Here is a 15,107-nt window from a genome sequence, read left to right as displayed (position 1 = left end):
ACATTTTTTATTGGGTAAGTCGTTTAAAATAGAAAGCGTTTTTATTTTTATTAAATATGTGATTTTAATTTGCGTTATAATTAAGTCAGATTTTAAAATAGGAGATAATATTCCGTGTAGCTACGGTTTGATGCGGCTAATTTTTAATATCTTTGTTAATTGTATTTGATTATCAGTTTTACCAATAGTCGGTGTTAGGCCCAAATTGAACGGTTAAGGGCTTAGTGGTTGACTGTTGTTTGTATGGTGCTCCTTGTGTTTTAAAGGAAAAGGGGGGCTTTGTGATGCGTGAAACACGCCTTAAAGAGTTGTAACTGATTATGATGGCGATCATAGGGGGGGGATGCCGGTGATTTAGGCTGTAATACCAAAATTTATGCGTTTTAGCTTTGTAAATTTTGTTAGAACTCTTTAAAATTTTGGCCTCTCGATTAGGGATCTTTTTGATTTCTGCTCATAGTTAGGTTTTTTGATTTATTAGTTAACTTTTGATGGGTTTAGTGAATTAAATCCAATTCTACATCGGTTTATATAAATATTCAGTACCAAATATAAACGATATTTCTCGATTAAAAAAAATAATATGCAAGAAAAATCGATTATAAAGCAAAATATATTGACTTATCTACGGTATAAGGGGCTTACGCTATATAAATTTTATAAGGATACAGGCATAACTCGGGGTGTTTTAACGCAAAATAACGGCATGAGCGAAGATAATACTACGAAATTTCTCGATTATTTTGCAGAGGTTAGTCCAGAATGGTTGCTTACGGGTAAGGGGCCGATGTTGAAAGGAGTTGTTGTTGATCAGTGTAGTGTTGTTGAAGAGTCGGATTCAACTGTTGGGATGCAATTGCGCTTTTTGCAAGAAAACAATGATTTATTGCGTGCTAAGGTATTGTTGTTGGAGGAGAATAGGTTGTTGTTGCTTCGTGAAATCACTCGTTTGGGTGGTGATATGGAAGTTGTTTTGAGTAAGGCAGAATGGTCTGTAAAGGCTTCGGATTAAGTCCGTTAAAACGCTGTCGAAAAAGTAATGTGTACTATAGAGTTTTTTAATTCTACTTCTTGTTTGCCGGTGTTTCCGTTGGCATAAATCAAATTTAATTTTCCGTTTTTAGTTAAGATTCCGAAACCAAAGCCGAAGGAATAGAGGTTTTCTTTTACGCTGGTGGTTTTATCTTCGATAAGTCCGTAGTCTAAAATGCTGTTAGCATATAGAGTGGGGGTAAGTTTATATCGATACTCTGTGCTCAAAGTTGAAAGGAAGTTGCCTTGAAGGCTGTTTTCTTGAAATCCCCTAATAGAATGGTGTCCGCCAAATCGCATCAGTTCATTGGTGATATAGTGTTTGCTGAATAATGAATACAGGTGAAGATGTAGGTAGAGGCTGTTGCGTTGGTTAAATTTAAAGTTGTTTACGGCATTGATTTCGATGAATTTTTGAGAATCGTCCGTGTCTTCAAGTGTTCTCTTTCCGGTACCTAGTCGGGCAAAAACAAGCATTTTTTCGGGAAATAAGATGTCGTCAGGGCTACGGCGTTTGTAGTCGTAGCTAACGGTGTAAAATCGGTTGTCGAAACTTTGTATCAGGCTGCTGTTTTCTGGTGTGGCGGAAGTGGTGGTTTGATAGCCGATGTATGCTTTGCTGAAATAGGATAAATAGTAGGCGAGGTTAAGATCTATTTTGGTGTTCTGGAAAGTGCTGTCTTGCTTGAAGATTTCTATTTTAGCTTTTATGCCTAATGGTGATTTAAACAGGTATGGGATTTCTGTTCCTAAATCAAAATTGGTTTGTTTGTTTCCATCATTTTTCCATTCTAGGTGAAATTCTTCACCGTAATTTATAATGTTTATCAGTTGCAGGTTTAAGTAGCCATTTAATTTTAGCTTGCCGTCTTCGTCATTGTTGAAGCCGATGATGCCGTCAAATTTACTGTTGTTGAAACGGTCTATATATAGGTATACTTTTGTGCTGTCTTTTGTAAAGAGTATTTCTGGTGTTTTGTTTTGTTTGATAAAAGGTAGGAGTTTGAGTTCGCGATCGATCTCTTCGACAAGGTTGTTGGTTAGGGTTTGGTTTTTTTTGTGCTTTAGGGTGTTTTGGATCAGTTGTTTTGGAATCTTTGATGTGGATAGGATTTCTATCTTGTCTAATTTTCGTCTTTTGTCTAAAGTGACTTGTAGTTGCGCTTGGAATTGCTTTGCATGTATGTGGTGGTTGATTAGCTTGATCGTGCTGGTTCCGTAGCCTAAATTTTCGAGTTTATTCGTTAGGTTTTGTAAGGTGGGTTGTGTTTGGTTGAAAGGAATGATTAGGGAGTCGTGTTTGAGTTCCAGTAATTTCTTTATTTCTGGATCTACGGCACTAAGTAGGATGTTGGTTTGTGTGATTTGTTGTTTGAGGTGGTAAGTAAAAACGATTTGTTCGGTGTTTTTTTGAATGAGTTGTTGTTTTTGAAGTGCGAGAAAGCCGAGTTGGTTGAGTTTTTCGTCGAGTTGGTTCAGGGTTTGGTTGATCGATTGGAAATTATCGTGTTTGGTTGGGTATCCGATGCTGTCGATGATGGTGGTTTCTGCAGGGCTTTGGCCTATTATTTTAAGTGTGCTGTTTTGTGCATATATAAATAAGGAGTGAAAAAACACGATTAATATTAAGATGATTTTTTTCAAGGCAAGGAAAGATTTGGTGTAAAGTAATGTAAAATAAATAAAAGCGACAACAGCTAAAAGAGATATTATTTTTCAATTCGATTGAAAATTAATGTTTTGAGTGTTGTATATAAAAAATAAACTTCATACATTTGCAACCCCGTATAAAGTGCGGAGTTAATAGATAGTAGATAATTATTAATAAACATTATGCCAACAATTCAACAATTAGTAAGAACAGGGAGAACCCAGATGACTAAGAAGAGTAAATCGGTTGCTTTGGATTCATGTCCTCAAAGAAGAGGGGTTTGTACGCGTGTTTATACCACTACACCAAAAAAACCAAACTCAGCAATGCGTAAAGTTGCAAGGGTTCGTTTAACAAATGGTAATGAGGTAAACGCTTATATTCCAGGAGAAGGACACAATCTACAAGAGCACTCGATAGTATTAGTTAGAGGTGGAAGAGTAAAAGATTTGCCAGGGGTTAGATATCACATCGTACGTGGAGCTCTTGATACTGCCGGAGTAAACGGTAGAACTCAAAGAAGATCTAAATACGGAGCGAAACGCCCTAAAGACAAAAAGTAATCGTTTAAAACGTTTAAGACAAAGACATGAGAAAAAGACAGGCTAAAAAAAGACCTCTTTTACCAGATCCTAAATTTAATGATCAATTAGTAACACGTTTTGTGAACAACTTGATGTGGGATGGTAAAAAATCGACTGCTTTTAAAGTATTTTATGATGCATTAGAGATCGTAGAAGAGAAAAAGCAAGATGAAGAAAAAACATCATTAGAAATTTGGAAAGACGCTTTAACTAACGTTATGCCGCACGTAGAAGTAAGATCTAGACGTGTTGGTGGAGCTACCTTCCAAATTCCAATGCAAATTCGTCCAGATAGAAAAATTTCTATGGCGATGAAATGGATGATTCTTTATGCGAGAAGAAGAAATGAGAAATCTATGGCTGGAAAGTTAGCCTCTGAAATTTTAGCTGGTGCTAAAGAAGAAGGAGCTGCTGTAAAGAAAAGAATGGATACTCATAAGATGGCTGAAGCGAACAAAGCATTCTCTCACTTTAGATTTTAATCCAAGAAAGATAATATAGATGGCTAGAGATTTATTATATACAAGAAATATTGGTATTGCTGCGCATATCGATGCAGGTAAAACTACTACTACAGAGCGTATTTTGTTCTATACAGGTAAGAACCATAAAATTGGAGAAACTCACGAAGGGTCTTCAACTATGGACTGGATGGAGCAAGAGGCTGAAAGAGGTATTACCATTACATCTGCGGCTACTACTTGTACTTGGGATTTCCCAACAAATCAAGGAGCTAAGTTGCCAGAATCTAAAGAGTATCACTTCAACATCATTGACACTCCAGGACACGTTGATTTTACCGTTGAGGTAAACCGTTCTTTGAGAGTTTTAGATGGTTTGGTTTTCTTATTTAGTGCTGTTGATGGTGTTGAGCCACAATCGGAAACTAACTGGAGATTAGCTGATAATTACAAGGTGCCTCGTATGGGGTTTGTAAACAAAATGGACCGTCAAGGTGCCAACTTCTTAAACGTGTGTAAGCAAGTTAGAGAAATGTTGAAATCTAACGCTGTGCCTATTGTTTTACCAATTGGAGAAGAAGCAGATTTTAGAGGTATTGTTGATTTGGTTAAGAACCGTGCTATTGTATGGCATGATGAGAACCATGGAACAACTTTTGATATCGTTGAGATTCCTGCGGATATGGTTGATGAAGTTCGTGAATACAGAGCTATGTTAATAGAGGCTGTTGCGGATTATGATGAAACCTTGATGGAGAAATTCTTCGAAGATGAAGATTCAATTACAGAAGAAGAGGTTCACGTTGCTTTGAGAAAAGCGGCTATCGATATGTCTATCATACCGATGGTTTGTGGTTCTTCATTCAAAAATAAAGGAGTACAGTTCTTATTGGATGCTGTTTGTAGATACTTACCTTCTCCAATGGATAAGGAAGGTATTGAAGGAATCAATCCTGATACAGAATTGCCAGTTGTTCGTAAACCATCTGCTACAGAGCCTTTCGCTGCTTTGGCATTCAAAATTGCTACGGATCCTTTCGTAGGAAGATTGGCTTTCTTCCGTGTTTATTCAGGAAGATTAGATGCAGGTTCTTATGTGTTCAATACGCGTTCTGGTAATAAAGAACGTATTTCTAGAGTGTACCAAATGCATGCTAATAAACAAAATCCTATCGATTATATCGAAGCAGGAGATATTGGAGCAGCGGTAGGGTTTAAAGACATCAAAACAGGGGATACTTTGTGTGATGAGAAAAACCCAATCATTTTGGAAAGTATGGACTTCCCAGATCCAGTTATCGGTATCGCTATTGAGCCTAAAACCAAAGCGGACGTTGATAGAATGGGTATGGCTTTAGCTAAATTGGCTGAAGAAGATCCTACGTTTACAGTTAAAACAGATAAAGCTTCTGGGCAAACAGTAATTTCAGGTATGGGTGAGCTTCACTTAGATGTACTTATCGATCGTATGAGACGTGAGTTCAAAGTAGAAGTAAACCAAGGTGAGCCTCAAGTAGAGTACAAAGAGTGTTTAACTCGTGCTGCTCAACACAGAGAGGTTTATAAAAAACAATCAGGTGGTCGTGGAAAATTTGCGGATATTGTATTTACAATTTCTCCTGCAGATGACGTAGACGGAAAACCATTTGTTGGTTTACAGTTTGTTAACGCTGTTAAAGGTGGTAACGTACCAAAAGAATATATTCCTTCTGTAGAAAAAGGTTTCAGAGAAGCTATGAAACAAGGGCCTTTGGCTGGTTTCGAAATGGACTCGATGAAAGTAACTTTAACGGATGGATCGTTTCACGCGGTGGATTCGGATGCTTTGTCTTTCGAATTGGCAGCTAAAATGGGATATAAAGAATCTGCAAAAGCTGCAGGGGCTGTTATTCTTGAGCCGATCATGAAATTAGAGGTATTAACTCCGGAAGAAAACATGGGTGATATTGTTGGGGATTTAAACCGTCGTCGCGGTCAGATCAACAACATGGACGATAGAGCAGGAGCGAAGGTTGTTAAAGCTAGTGTGCCACTTTCAGAGATGTTTGGGTACGTGACTACGCTTAGAACGTTATCTTCTGGTAGAGCGACTTCAACGATGGAGTTCTCTCACTATGCTGAAACACCTTCTAATATTTCAGAAGAAGTTATTAAAAAAGCTAAAGGAAACGCTTAATCTAAAAGAAAATGAGTCAGAAAATAAGAATAAAATTAAAATCTTACGATCATATGTTGGTTGATAAATCAGCTGAAAAGATCGTAAAAACTGTAAAAAGTACAGGAGCAGTGGTAACAGGACCAATTCCTTTGCCAACTCATAAAAAGATTTTCACTGTTTTGCGTTCTCCGCACGTAAACAAAAAAGCAAGAGAGCAATTTGAAGTAAGTTCTTACAAGAGATTGTTAGACATTTACTCTTCTTCTTCTAAAACTATCGATGCTCTAATGAAATTGGAGTTACCTAGTGGAGTAGAAGTTGAAATCAAAGTGTGATAAAACTCTTCCTTTAATAATACAATCAAGTACGGAGACTTGGGTTTCGGTACTTGATTTTTTAATAGAATTCAATAATTAATTAATTTAATATTTATGTCTGGGTTAATAGGTAAAAAAATCGGCATGACTAGTATATTCGACGAGAACGGGAAAAACATCCCTTGTACCGTAGTTGAAGTAGGTCCATGCGTAGTTACCCAAGTCAGAACCAATGAGGTTGACGGGTATGAAGCGTTACAACTTGGTTTCGATGACAAAAAAGACAAAAGCGCAATTAAAGCTGAGTTAGGTCACTTTAAAAAAGCGGGTACGTCTGCAAAAAGAAAAGTCATTGAGATTAAGGAGTTTGAAAGCGAGTATAAATTAGGTGATGTTATCACAGTAGATCTTTTTCAAGAAGGTGACTTTGTAGATGTTCAAGGTGTTTCTAAAGGTAAAGGTTTCCAAGGGGTTGTTAAACGTCATGGTTTCGGTGGAGTTGGTCAAGCAACACACGGTCAGCATAATCGTTTAAGAGCGCCAGGATCTATCGGTGCTTCTTCTTATCCTTCTAGAGTATTCAAAGGAATGCGTATGGCAGGAAGAATGGGAGGAGTAAATGTAACAATTCAAAACCTTAGAGTTTTAAAAGTAGTTGCTGAAAAGAACCTACTTGTTGTTAAAGGAGCAATTCCAGGGCACAATAACTCTTATGTAATCATTCAGAAGTAATGGAAGTAAAAGTTTTAGATATCACAGGAAAAGATACTGGAAGAAAAGTTGAACTTTTGGATTCAGTATTTGCAATCGAACCGAACAAACACGCAGTTTATCTTGATGTTAAACAATATTTAGCAAATCAAAGACAAGGTACACACAAAGCTAAAGAAAGAGCTGAAGTTGCGGGAAGTACACGTAAGATTAAAAAACAAAAAGGTACAGGTACCGCTCGTGCGGGAAGTATGAAAAACCCTTTATTCAAAGGAGGGGGAACCATCTTCGGACCAAGACCAAGAAGTTATTCTTTTAAACTTAATAAAAACTTGAAACGTTTAGCTAGAAAATCGGCATTCTCGATTAAAGCAAAAGAATCAAATTTAATTATCGTTGAAGATTTTAACTTTGAAACTCCACAAACTAAAAATTTCATCAATGTTTTGAATGCTTTAGGACTGGAAAATAAAAAATCTCTATTTGTGTTGGGTGATTCAAATAAAAATGTATATTTGTCCTCACGCAATTTAGAGAAGACTTCTGTTGTAATGAACTCAGAATTAAGTACTTACGCTATTTTAAATACGGTAAGTCTTGTTCTAACAGAAGGTTCTTTAGAGGGAATTGTTGAAAATTTAAGTAAATAATAGGAAGATGAGTATTTTAATTAAGCCTATCATTACCGAAAAAATCACAAAACAAGGAGAAATTTTCAATCGTTTTGGGTTCGTAGTGGACAAAAGAGCTAACAAAATTCAGATCAAAAATGCAGTGGAAGCTGCATATGGTGTGAGTGTTGTTGGAGTAAATACCCTTAACTACAGAGCAGACCGATCAGTTAAATTCACCAAAAGTGGAATGATTAACGGTAAAACTAATGCCTACAAGAAGGCAATAGTGCAAGTGAAAGAAGGAGAGACAATAGACTTTTATTCAAATATCTAATAAATAATGTCAGTTAGAAAATTAAAACCTATTACCCCAGGTCAGCGTTTTAGAGTTGTGAATAGTTTTGACGCTATTACAACTGATAAGCCGGAGCGTAGCTTGCTAGCACCGAAAAAAAACTCTGGAGGTAGAAATAGTCAAGGAAAAATGACCATGCGATATATCGGTGGTGGTCATAAACAAAGATACCGTATCATTGATTTCAAAAGAACTAAAGTGGGAATTCCTGCTTCAGTGAAATCAATTGAATATGATCCAAACCGTACGGCATTTATCGCGTTGATCGCGTATGCTGATGGTGCGAAATCTTACGTTATCGCCCAAAGTGGTATGAAAGTGGGACAGTCAGTGATGTCTGGACCAGATGCAGCTCCAGAAGTGGGGAATGCAATGCCTTTAAGTAAAATTCCTTTAGGAACTGTTATTTCTTGTATCGAGTTACGTCCTGGTCAAGGAGCAGTAATTGCTCGTTCTGCAGGAACTTTTGCTCAGTTAGTTGCAAGAGACGGTAGATATGCTACAATCAAAATGCCTTCAGGGGAAATTAGATTGATTCTTTTAGAATGTATGGCTACAGTTGGTGCAGTATCTAACCATGATCATCAATTGATCGTTTCTGGTAAAGCCGGTAGATCAAGATGGTTGGGTAGAAGACCAAGAACAAGACCAGTAGCGATGAACCCAGTTGATCACCCAATGGGTGGTGGTGAAGGACGCTCTTCAGGAGGTCACCCACGTTCTAGAAATGGAATTCCAGCTAAGGGGTACAGAACTCGTTCTAAAGTTAAGTCGAGTAATAAGTATATCGTAGAACGTAGAAAGAAATAAAAGATAAGACATGGCACGTTCATTAAAAAAAGGACCTTATGTTCACTTTAAGTTAGAGAAAAAAGTTCAAGATAATATTGAAAAGGGTAATAAAGGGGTTGTTAAGACTTGGTCTAGAGCTTCGATGATTACTCCGGATTTTGTTGGACAAACTATCGCAGTGCATAATGGTCGTCAATTTGTACCGGTTTACGTAACAGAAAACATGGTAGGACATAAATTAGGGGAATTTTCACCAACTAGATCTTTTAGAGGTCATGCGGGTGCGAAAAATAAAGGAAAAAAATAATAAGAAGCTATGGGAGTTCGTAAAAGAGAGAGAGCCGAGCAAATTAAAGAAGCTAAGAAAGATGTTGCTTTTGCAAAGCTGAATAATTGCCCTACTTCGCCTAGAAAGATGCGTTTAGTTGCAGATCTAGTTAGAGGACAAAAGGTAGAGAAAGCTCTTAATATATTAAGATTTAGTTCAAAAGAGGCTTCACGTAAATTGGAGAAACTACTTTTATCAGCAATCGCAAACTGGCAAGCTAAAAACAGCGAAGCTAATTTAGAAGAGGCAGGTTTGGTTGTGCAAGAAATAAGAGTAGATGGTGGTATGATGTTGAAAAGACTTCGTCCAGCTCCACAAGGTCGTGCGCACAGAATAAGAAAACGCTCAAATCACGTAACCGTGGTATTAGGAGCTAGTAATAACACACAAAGCAATTAATAAACAGTATGGGACAAAAAACTAACCCAATCGGGAATCGCCTTGGTATTATCAGGGGATGGGACTCAAACTGGTATGGTGGAAATGACTACGGTGATAAATTAGCCGAAGATCACAAGATCAGAAAGTATATCCATGCTCGTTTATCGAAAGCTAGTGTATCTAAAGTAATCATCGAGAGAACTTTGAAACTTGTAACCGTTACTATCACTACTGCTAGACCTGGTATCATTATCGGAAAAGGTGGACAAGAGGTAGACAAGTTGAAAGAAGAACTTAAGAAAATTACTGACAAAGAGGTTCAAATCAACATCTTTGAAATTAAAAGACCAGAGCTTGACGCGTACTTAGTTGCAACTAGTATCGCTCGTCAAATCGAAAACAGGATTTCTTATCGTCGTGCCATTAGAATGGCTATTGCTGCTGCGATTAGAATGAATGCTGAGGGAATCAAAGTTTTGATTTCAGGTCGTTTGAACGGAGCTGAAATGGCACGTTCAGAAATGTTCAAAGAAGGTAGAATTCCTCTATCAACTTTCAGAGCTGATATTGATTATGCACTTGCAGAAGCTCATACTACTTATGGTAGAATGGGAATCAAAGTGTGGATCATGAAAGGTGAAGTTTACGGTAAAAGAGATCTTTCTCCGTTAGTTGGAATGGACAAAAAACAGTCTAAATCAACAGGATCAGGAAAACCGGCTAAACCGAACCACCAACGCAAAAGAAAGTAATTTTAAACTAAAGAAAAATGTTACAGCCTAAAAGAACAAAATACCGTAAGGTACAGAAAGGTAAAATGAAAGGCATTTCTCAAAGAGGACATGAACTTTCAAATGGAATGTTTGGAATTAAATCTTTAGACTCATCATTTATAACTTCTCGACAAATCGAGGCGGCGCGTATCGCGGCTACTCGTTTTATGAAACGTGAAGGGCAATTATGGATCAAAATATTTCCAGACAAACCTATAACAAAGAAGCCTCTCGAAGTGCGTATGGGTAAAGGTAAAGGTGCAGTAGAATATTGGGTTGCTGTAGTGAAACCAGGAAGAATCATGTTTGAAGTAGGAGGAGTACCTCTTTCTGTTGCCAAAGAAGCTTTACGCTTGGCAGCTCAGAAGCTTCCTGTAAAAACTAAGTTTATCGTTGCTAGAGATTTCGAAGCATAATCTAAATTTATTATGAAACAATCAGAAATAGTGAATCTATCTGCAGCTGAGTTACAAGATGGACTTAGTCAGTTAAAGAAAACATATACCGACCTAAAATCAGCTCATGCGATTTCTCCTATAGAGAATCCTTTACAAATCAGATCTTTAAGAAGATCTATTGCTAGAGTATCAACTGAGCTAAGCAAAAGAGAGTTACAATAATTGTATTCTGCTGAAAGATGGAAAAAAGAAATTTAAGAAAAGAGAGAATAGGTGTTGTTACGAGTAACAAAATGGAGAAATCTATTGTAGTTGCGGAGACAAAGAGAGTAAAACACCCGTTATATGGTAAGTTCGTGTTAAAAACAAAGAAATACGTTGCGCACGACGAAACAAACGATTGTAACATTGGAGATACAGTAAAGATCATGGAAACTAGACCTTTAAGTAAATCAAAATGTTGGAGATTAGTTGAAATCATTGAAAGAGCGAAATAATTATGGTACAACAAGAATCAAGACTTAAAGTAGCAGATAACACGGGAGCAAAAGAAGTTTTGACTATCCGTGTACTTGGAGGAACGAAACGTCGTTATGCCTCTGTAGGTGATAAAATTGTAGTTTCAATTAAAGAAGCTACCCCTAACGCTAGCGTTAAAAAAGGGTCAGTTTCTACTGCAGTGGTTGTACGCACCAAAAAAGAAGTGAGAAGAGCCGATGGATCTTATATCAGATTTGATGACAACGCTTGTGTGTTGTTAAACGCGTCTGGTGAGATGAAGGGTACTCGTGTTTTTGGTCCTGTAGCAAGAGAACTTCGTGAAAGACAATTCATGAAAATTGTATCATTAGCACCTGAGGTGTTATAATTCGTTCGAAAGATGATAAAGCTAAAGATAAAAACAGGAGATACCGTTAGAGTAATTGCTGGAGACCATAAAGGTTCTGAAGGTACTGTTCTACGTGTATTACGTGAAAAAAACAAAGCTATTGTTGAAGGGGTGAATATTATTTCAAAACACGTGAAGCCTAGTGCTTCTAACCCTCAAGGTGGAATTGTGAAAAGAGAAGCTGCTATTCATATCTCAAACATCGCTTTAGTTGATACAAAAACTAAAGAAGTAACGAAAGTTACTTATAAAGTTGAAGGAGACAAGAAAGTAAGAGTTTCTAAAAAATCAAATCAAGTATTATAGTTATGGCTTATTTACCAAGACTTAAAGACGAATATAAGAACAGAGTAATCTCTGCGCTTACAGAAGAATTCGGATACAAAAATGTTATGCAAGTTCCAAAACTTGAAAAGATTGTTGTAAGCCGTGGCGTTGGTGCTGCTGTATCAGATAAGAAATTAGTTGATTATGCAGTAGAAGAATTAACAAAGATTACGGGCCAAAAAGCAGTAGCTACAATCTCTAAGAAAGACGTTGCGGCGTTTAAATTGAGAAAGGGTATGCCAATTGGAGCAAAAGTAACTTTGCGAGGAGAAAGAATGTATGAGTTTTTAGACCGTTTGGTTACTTCTGCATTACCACGTGTTAGAGATTTCGCTGGAATCAAATCTGATGGATTTGACGGAAGAGGAAACTACAACTTGGGGGTTACTGAGCAAATCATTTTCCCAGAAATCAACATCGATAAAGTAAACAAAATCGCTGGTTTTGATATCACTTTTGTAACTTCTGCTGAAACAGATAAAGAAGCCAAATCATTACTAGCTGAATTAGGACTACCTTTTAAAAAGAATTAAGTTATGGCTAAAGAATCAATGAAGGCCCGTGAGGTTAAAAGACAAGCATTAGTAGATAAATATGCAACTAAAAGACAAGCTCTTTTAGACGCTGGTGACTATGAAGGGTTACAAAAATTGCCTAAAAATGCTTCTCCAGTTCGTTTACACAACAGATGTAAATTAACAGGAAGACCTAGAGGGTATATGCGTCAATTCGGACTTTCCCGTGTCACTTTTCGTGAAATGGCAAATAATGGATTGATACCTGGAGTAAAAAAGGCAAGTTGGTAATTAAGATTAAAGGTAAATAAAATGTACACAGATCCAATAGCAGATTTTCTTACAAGAATTAGAAACGCAGTACGTGCAAATCATAAAGTGGTTGAAATACCTGCTTCTAAATTCAAAAGAGAAATCACAAAAATATTATTCGATCAAGGATATATCTTAAGCTATAAATTCGATGACAGTTCTGTACAAGGAACCATCAAAATAGCTTTAAAATACGATAAAGACACGAAAGAGTCTGTTATCAGAGATATCCAAAGAATTAGTAAACCAGGTTTGCGTAAATATGCCTCATCAGCAGATCTTCCTAGAATCTTAAATGGTTTGGGAATTGCAATTGTTTCTACATCAAAAGGTTTGATGACTGGAAAACAAGCCAAGCAATTGAATGTAGGTGGTGAAGTAGTTTGTTACGTATACTAATATAAAAGACTTAGAAATGTCAAGAATAGGTAAAAATCCAATAACAATCCCAGCTGGTGTAACTGTAACGGTTAACGAAGACGTGGTTGTTGTAAAAGGAAAATTAGGCGAACTTTCTCAGAAAATAGTAGATATTTCAGTTAAAGTAGAAGACGGACAAGTAATCGTTACGCGTGATTCAGACGCTAAAGATCTAAGATCTAAACACGGTTTATATAGAAGTTTAATCAACAACATGATTGTTGGTGTATCAGAAGGTTTTACAAAATCACTTGAATTAGTAGGGGTAGGTTACCGTGCATCTAATCAAGGTCAGAAACTGGATTTAGCATTAGGTTTTTCTCACAACATCCTTTTGGAAGTTGCTGCAGAAGTAACTGTTGAAACCATTTCAGAAAAAGGTAAAAACCCTATTATTAAATTAACTTCTTCTGACAAACAACTTGTAGGACAAGTTGCTGCAAAGATTCGTTCTTTCCGTAAACCAGAACCTTACAAAGGAAAAGGTGTGAAATTTGTCGGAGAAGAACTAAGAAGAAAAGCAGGTAAATCAGCTTAAAAATTAAGACTATGTCATTAACAAAATCTGAAAGAAGACAAAGAATTAAATTCAGAATCAGAAAGATTGTAAGCGGTACTGCTGCTAAACCAAGACTTTCTGTATTCAGAAGTAATAAAGAAATCTATGCGCAAGTAATAGATGACGTAAACGGAGTGACTCTAGCTTCAGCTTCTTCAAGAGAAGCCGGGATAACAAGAGGCACCAATATTGAAACTGCTGCATCTGTAGGTAAACTTATCGCAGAGAAGGCTTCTAAAGCAGGTGTAGATGTTATTTCTTTTGATAGAAATGGTTATTTATACCACGGACGTGTGAAATCATTGGCTGAAGGCGCTAGAGAAGCTGGCTTAAAATTCTAATTAGTTATGTATCAAAATTATAAAAACGTAGAATTTGTAAAACCAAGTGGTCTTGATTTAAAAGATCGTTTGGTTAGTGTAAACCGTGTTACTAAAGTAACTAAAGGAGGAAGAGCTTTCGGTTTTTCAGCTGTAGTTGTTGTAGGTGACGAAAACGGTGTAGTGGGTCATGGTTTAGGTAAATCTAAAGACGTTTCTGAAGCAATCGCGAAAGCGGTAGAAGATGCTAAGAAAAACTTGGTGAGAATTCCTCTAAACGGTCAAACTATTCCTCACGAACAAAAAGGGAAATTTAGTGGAGCACGTGTATTTTTAATTCCAGCATCTAAAGGTACAGGAGTTATTGCAGGTGGATCTGTTAGAGCCGTTGTTGAGTCAGTAGGAATTGGAGACGTTTTGTCGAAATCACAAGGTTCTTCTAATCCACACAATGTGGTAAAAGCAACTTTTGACGCTTTATTACGTCTAAGAAGTGCTTCTACGGTTGCAAAACAAAGAGGGATTTCATTGGACAAAGTATTTAAAGGTTAATTTTGAGAGATATGTCAAAAATTAAAGTAAAACAAGTAAGAAGCCAAATCAATTGTCCTTTGTCACAGAAGAGAACATTGGAGGCTTTAGGACTTCGTAAGTTAAACCAAGTAGTGGAACATGAAGCTACAGGTGCGATCTTAGGAATGGTAAATAAAGTTCAACACTTAGTTTCTGTAGAGGAAATTAAATAATTTTGTAAAGTATGAATTTAAGTAATTTACAACCAGCGAACGGTTCAACCCACAATCAAAACAAACGAGTTGGTCGTGGGGAAGGTTCAGGAAAAGGAGGAACTTCTACAAGAGGACACAAGGGAGCTAAATCGCGTTCTGGTTATTCTAAGAAAATCGGTTTTGAAGGAGGGCAAATGCCACTTCAAAGACGTGTACCTAAATACGGTTTCAAAAACATCAATAGAGTAGAGTACCAAGCTATCAATTTAGATAGATTGCAAATCTTAGTTGATAATGGAAGCGTTACAGATACAGTAGACTTCTCACTTTTAGTGGATCTAGGATTGACTTCTAAAAATGGTTTAGTAAAGATTTTAGGTGGTGGAGAACTTAAAGTTAAATTGAAAGTATCTGCCCATAAATTTTCAGCATCAGCTAAAGAAGCTATCGAAGCTGCTGGCGGTGAAGTTGTAACTTTATAA

26 protein-coding genes are annotated in these 15,107 nt (G+C 36.9%); 25 read left to right on the top strand and 1 reads right to left on the bottom strand.

Features of this window, described 5'->3' with window-relative positions:
* Nucleotides 1-706 precede the first annotated feature (706 nt).
* Nucleotides 707-1,012 (top strand): hypothetical protein, encoded by a 306-nt coding sequence (locus L1275_RS02695; protein ID WP_253469380.1) that lies wholly within the window; start codon nucleotides 707-709, stop codon nucleotides 1,010-1,012.
* 5 nt (nucleotides 1,013-1,017) lie between these two features.
* On the opposite strand, the gene L1275_RS02690 is transcribed toward L1275_RS02695, so the two are convergent.
* Nucleotides 1,018-2,676, bottom strand: coding sequence for a hypothetical protein (locus L1275_RS02690; protein WP_253469378.1), 1,659 nt, complete (start codon nucleotides 2,674-2,676; stop codon nucleotides 1,018-1,020).
* Nucleotides 2,677-2,865: 189 nt separating this feature from the next.
* Between L1275_RS02690 and rpsL the strand changes: the two genes are divergently transcribed.
* The 24 genes from rpsL (at nucleotide 2,866) to rplO (ending at nucleotide 15,107) form a co-directional block, all read left to right on the top strand.
* Nucleotides 2,866-3,246, top strand: a complete 381-nt coding sequence (gene rpsL / locus L1275_RS02685; protein ID WP_219288102.1) for a 30S ribosomal protein S12 — start codon at nucleotides 2,866-2,868, stop codon at nucleotides 3,244-3,246.
* A gap of 26 nt (nucleotides 3,247-3,272) precedes the next feature.
* Complete coding sequence (rpsG, locus tag L1275_RS02680; protein ID WP_219288100.1) at nucleotides 3,273-3,749, top strand: 30S ribosomal protein S7; 477 nt, start codon at nucleotides 3,273-3,275, stop codon at nucleotides 3,747-3,749.
* A 19-nt stretch (nucleotides 3,750-3,768) separates the two neighbouring features.
* Nucleotides 3,769-5,904, top strand: a complete 2,136-nt coding sequence (gene fusA / locus L1275_RS02675) for an elongation factor G (protein WP_253469376.1) — start codon at nucleotides 3,769-3,771, stop codon at nucleotides 5,902-5,904.
* Between the two features lie 11 nt (nucleotides 5,905-5,915).
* On the top strand, nucleotides 5,916-6,221 hold the full coding sequence (rpsJ, locus tag L1275_RS02670) for a 30S ribosomal protein S10 (RefSeq protein ID WP_026710316.1): 306 nt from the start codon (nucleotides 5,916-5,918) through the stop codon (nucleotides 6,219-6,221).
* Between the two features lie 96 nt (nucleotides 6,222-6,317).
* The gene (rplC, locus tag L1275_RS02665; protein ID WP_219288096.1) at nucleotides 6,318-6,935 is read left to right on the top strand and encodes a 50S ribosomal protein L3; all 618 of its coding nucleotides are present in this window, start codon (nucleotides 6,318-6,320) and stop codon (nucleotides 6,933-6,935) included.
* Nucleotides 6,935-7,564, top strand: coding sequence for a 50S ribosomal protein L4 (gene rplD, locus L1275_RS02660; RefSeq protein WP_219288094.1), 630 nt, complete (start codon nucleotides 6,935-6,937; stop codon nucleotides 7,562-7,564). Before rplC ends, rplD begins: the two co-directional genes overlap by 1 nt.
* A gap of 7 nt (nucleotides 7,565-7,571) precedes the next feature.
* A complete protein-coding gene (gene rplW, locus L1275_RS02655; RefSeq protein ID WP_219288092.1) occupies nucleotides 7,572-7,862 on the top strand; it encodes a 50S ribosomal protein L23 in 291 nt (96 codons plus the stop codon).
* Between the two features lie 6 nt (nucleotides 7,863-7,868).
* Complete coding sequence (gene rplB / locus L1275_RS02650) at nucleotides 7,869-8,693, top strand: 50S ribosomal protein L2 (RefSeq protein ID WP_219288090.1); 825 nt, start codon at nucleotides 7,869-7,871, stop codon at nucleotides 8,691-8,693.
* 10 nt (nucleotides 8,694-8,703) lie between these two features.
* Nucleotides 8,704-8,982 (top strand): 30S ribosomal protein S19, encoded by a 279-nt coding sequence (gene rpsS / locus L1275_RS02645; protein WP_219288088.1) that lies wholly within the window; start codon nucleotides 8,704-8,706, stop codon nucleotides 8,980-8,982.
* Between the two features lie 9 nt (nucleotides 8,983-8,991).
* On the top strand, nucleotides 8,992-9,402 hold the full coding sequence (gene rplV, locus L1275_RS02640) for a 50S ribosomal protein L22 (RefSeq protein ID WP_219288086.1): 411 nt from the start codon (nucleotides 8,992-8,994) through the stop codon (nucleotides 9,400-9,402).
* Between the two features lie 8 nt (nucleotides 9,403-9,410).
* A complete protein-coding gene (rpsC, locus tag L1275_RS02635; RefSeq protein ID WP_219288084.1) occupies nucleotides 9,411-10,136 on the top strand; it encodes a 30S ribosomal protein S3 in 726 nt (241 codons plus the stop codon).
* 17 nt (nucleotides 10,137-10,153) lie between these two features.
* The gene (gene rplP / locus L1275_RS02630; RefSeq protein ID WP_219288082.1) at nucleotides 10,154-10,573 is read left to right on the top strand and encodes a 50S ribosomal protein L16; all 420 of its coding nucleotides are present in this window, start codon (nucleotides 10,154-10,156) and stop codon (nucleotides 10,571-10,573) included.
* A gap of 12 nt (nucleotides 10,574-10,585) precedes the next feature.
* The gene (rpmC, locus tag L1275_RS02625; protein WP_219288080.1) at nucleotides 10,586-10,777 is read left to right on the top strand and encodes a 50S ribosomal protein L29; all 192 of its coding nucleotides are present in this window, start codon (nucleotides 10,586-10,588) and stop codon (nucleotides 10,775-10,777) included.
* Nucleotides 10,778-10,794: 17 nt separating this feature from the next.
* A complete protein-coding gene (rpsQ, locus tag L1275_RS02620; RefSeq protein WP_219288078.1) occupies nucleotides 10,795-11,052 on the top strand; it encodes a 30S ribosomal protein S17 in 258 nt (85 codons plus the stop codon).
* Between the two features lie 2 nt (nucleotides 11,053-11,054).
* A complete protein-coding gene (gene rplN, locus L1275_RS02615) occupies nucleotides 11,055-11,423 on the top strand; it encodes a 50S ribosomal protein L14 (RefSeq protein WP_219288076.1) in 369 nt (122 codons plus the stop codon).
* A 12-nt stretch (nucleotides 11,424-11,435) separates the two neighbouring features.
* Complete coding sequence (gene rplX / locus L1275_RS02610) at nucleotides 11,436-11,750, top strand: 50S ribosomal protein L24 (protein ID WP_253469374.1); 315 nt, start codon at nucleotides 11,436-11,438, stop codon at nucleotides 11,748-11,750.
* A gap of 2 nt (nucleotides 11,751-11,752) precedes the next feature.
* On the top strand, nucleotides 11,753-12,304 hold the full coding sequence (rplE, locus tag L1275_RS02605; RefSeq protein WP_219288072.1) for a 50S ribosomal protein L5: 552 nt from the start codon (nucleotides 11,753-11,755) through the stop codon (nucleotides 12,302-12,304).
* A 3-nt stretch (nucleotides 12,305-12,307) separates the two neighbouring features.
* Nucleotides 12,308-12,577: a 30S ribosomal protein S14 gene (rpsN, locus tag L1275_RS02600; RefSeq protein WP_219288070.1), complete on the top strand. Its 270-nt coding sequence runs from the start codon at nucleotides 12,308-12,310 to the stop codon at nucleotides 12,575-12,577.
* 21 nt (nucleotides 12,578-12,598) lie between these two features.
* Entirely contained in the window at nucleotides 12,599-12,997 is a 399-nt protein-coding gene (gene rpsH / locus L1275_RS02595; RefSeq protein ID WP_219288068.1) for a 30S ribosomal protein S8, read from the top strand.
* Between the two features lie 16 nt (nucleotides 12,998-13,013).
* Nucleotides 13,014-13,556 (top strand): 50S ribosomal protein L6, encoded by a 543-nt coding sequence (gene rplF, locus L1275_RS02590; RefSeq protein WP_219288066.1) that lies wholly within the window; start codon nucleotides 13,014-13,016, stop codon nucleotides 13,554-13,556.
* Nucleotides 13,557-13,567: 11 nt separating this feature from the next.
* Nucleotides 13,568-13,918 (top strand): 50S ribosomal protein L18, encoded by a 351-nt coding sequence (gene rplR / locus L1275_RS02585; RefSeq protein WP_253469372.1) that lies wholly within the window; start codon nucleotides 13,568-13,570, stop codon nucleotides 13,916-13,918.
* Between the two features lie 6 nt (nucleotides 13,919-13,924).
* Entirely contained in the window at nucleotides 13,925-14,449 is a 525-nt protein-coding gene (gene rpsE / locus L1275_RS02580) for a 30S ribosomal protein S5 (protein WP_219288062.1), read from the top strand.
* 11 nt (nucleotides 14,450-14,460) lie between these two features.
* Nucleotides 14,461-14,643 (top strand): 50S ribosomal protein L30, encoded by a 183-nt coding sequence (gene rpmD / locus L1275_RS02575; protein WP_219288060.1) that lies wholly within the window; start codon nucleotides 14,461-14,463, stop codon nucleotides 14,641-14,643.
* Between the two features lie 11 nt (nucleotides 14,644-14,654).
* Nucleotides 14,655-15,107 (top strand): 50S ribosomal protein L15, encoded by a 453-nt coding sequence (rplO, locus tag L1275_RS02570; protein ID WP_219288058.1) that lies wholly within the window; start codon nucleotides 14,655-14,657, stop codon nucleotides 15,105-15,107.

This window comes from Flavobacterium sp. HSC-61S13 (assembly GCF_024171535.1).
Lineage (GTDB): Bacteria > Bacteroidota > Bacteroidia > Flavobacteriales > Flavobacteriaceae > Flavobacterium.
Note: the sequence above shows the minus strand (reverse complement) of the source record. Positions and strands in the feature narration are given on the sequence as shown.

Coding starts and splice junctions, on each gene's coding strand:
- rplX (WP_253469374.1), top strand. CDS start 11,436: ATGATAAAGCTAAAGATAAAAACAGGAGATACCGTTAGAGTAATTGCT.
- rpsH (WP_219288068.1), top strand. CDS start 12,599: ATGTACACAGATCCAATAGCAGATTTTCTTACAAGAATTAGAAACGCA.
- fusA (WP_253469376.1), top strand. CDS start 3,769: ATGGCTAGAGATTTATTATATACAAGAAATATTGGTATTGCTGCGCAT.
- rpsJ (WP_026710316.1), top strand. CDS start 5,916: ATGAGTCAGAAAATAAGAATAAAATTAAAATCTTACGATCATATGTTG.
- rpsC (WP_219288084.1), top strand. CDS start 9,411: ATGGGACAAAAAACTAACCCAATCGGGAATCGCCTTGGTATTATCAGG.
- rpsS (WP_219288088.1), top strand. CDS start 8,704: ATGGCACGTTCATTAAAAAAAGGACCTTATGTTCACTTTAAGTTAGAG.
- rplN (WP_219288076.1), top strand. CDS start 11,055: ATGGTACAACAAGAATCAAGACTTAAAGTAGCAGATAACACGGGAGCA.
- rpsL (WP_219288102.1), top strand. CDS start 2,866: ATGCCAACAATTCAACAATTAGTAAGAACAGGGAGAACCCAGATGACT.
- rplO (WP_219288058.1), top strand. CDS start 14,655: ATGAATTTAAGTAATTTACAACCAGCGAACGGTTCAACCCACAATCAA.
- rplC (WP_219288096.1), top strand. CDS start 6,318: ATGTCTGGGTTAATAGGTAAAAAAATCGGCATGACTAGTATATTCGAC.
- rplR (WP_253469372.1), top strand. CDS start 13,568: ATGTCATTAACAAAATCTGAAAGAAGACAAAGAATTAAATTCAGAATC.
- rpsQ (WP_219288078.1), top strand. CDS start 10,795: ATGGAAAAAAGAAATTTAAGAAAAGAGAGAATAGGTGTTGTTACGAGT.
- rplE (WP_219288072.1), top strand. CDS start 11,753: ATGGCTTATTTACCAAGACTTAAAGACGAATATAAGAACAGAGTAATC.
- L1275_RS02695 (WP_253469380.1), top strand. CDS start 707: ATGAGCGAAGATAATACTACGAAATTTCTCGATTATTTTGCAGAGGTT.
- rplV (WP_219288086.1), top strand. CDS start 8,992: ATGGGAGTTCGTAAAAGAGAGAGAGCCGAGCAAATTAAAGAAGCTAAG.
- rplP (WP_219288082.1), top strand. CDS start 10,154: ATGTTACAGCCTAAAAGAACAAAATACCGTAAGGTACAGAAAGGTAAA.
- rplB (WP_219288090.1), top strand. CDS start 7,869: ATGTCAGTTAGAAAATTAAAACCTATTACCCCAGGTCAGCGTTTTAGA.
- rplF (WP_219288066.1), top strand. CDS start 13,014: ATGTCAAGAATAGGTAAAAATCCAATAACAATCCCAGCTGGTGTAACT.
- rpsG (WP_219288100.1), top strand. CDS start 3,273: ATGAGAAAAAGACAGGCTAAAAAAAGACCTCTTTTACCAGATCCTAAA.
- rplW (WP_219288092.1), top strand. CDS start 7,572: ATGAGTATTTTAATTAAGCCTATCATTACCGAAAAAATCACAAAACAA.
- rpmD (WP_219288060.1), top strand. CDS start 14,461: ATGTCAAAAATTAAAGTAAAACAAGTAAGAAGCCAAATCAATTGTCCT.
- rpsE (WP_219288062.1), top strand. CDS start 13,925: ATGTATCAAAATTATAAAAACGTAGAATTTGTAAAACCAAGTGGTCTT.
- rpsN (WP_219288070.1), top strand. CDS start 12,308: ATGGCTAAAGAATCAATGAAGGCCCGTGAGGTTAAAAGACAAGCATTA.
- rpmC (WP_219288080.1), top strand. CDS start 10,586: ATGAAACAATCAGAAATAGTGAATCTATCTGCAGCTGAGTTACAAGAT.
- rplD (WP_219288094.1), top strand. CDS start 6,935: ATGGAAGTAAAAGTTTTAGATATCACAGGAAAAGATACTGGAAGAAAA.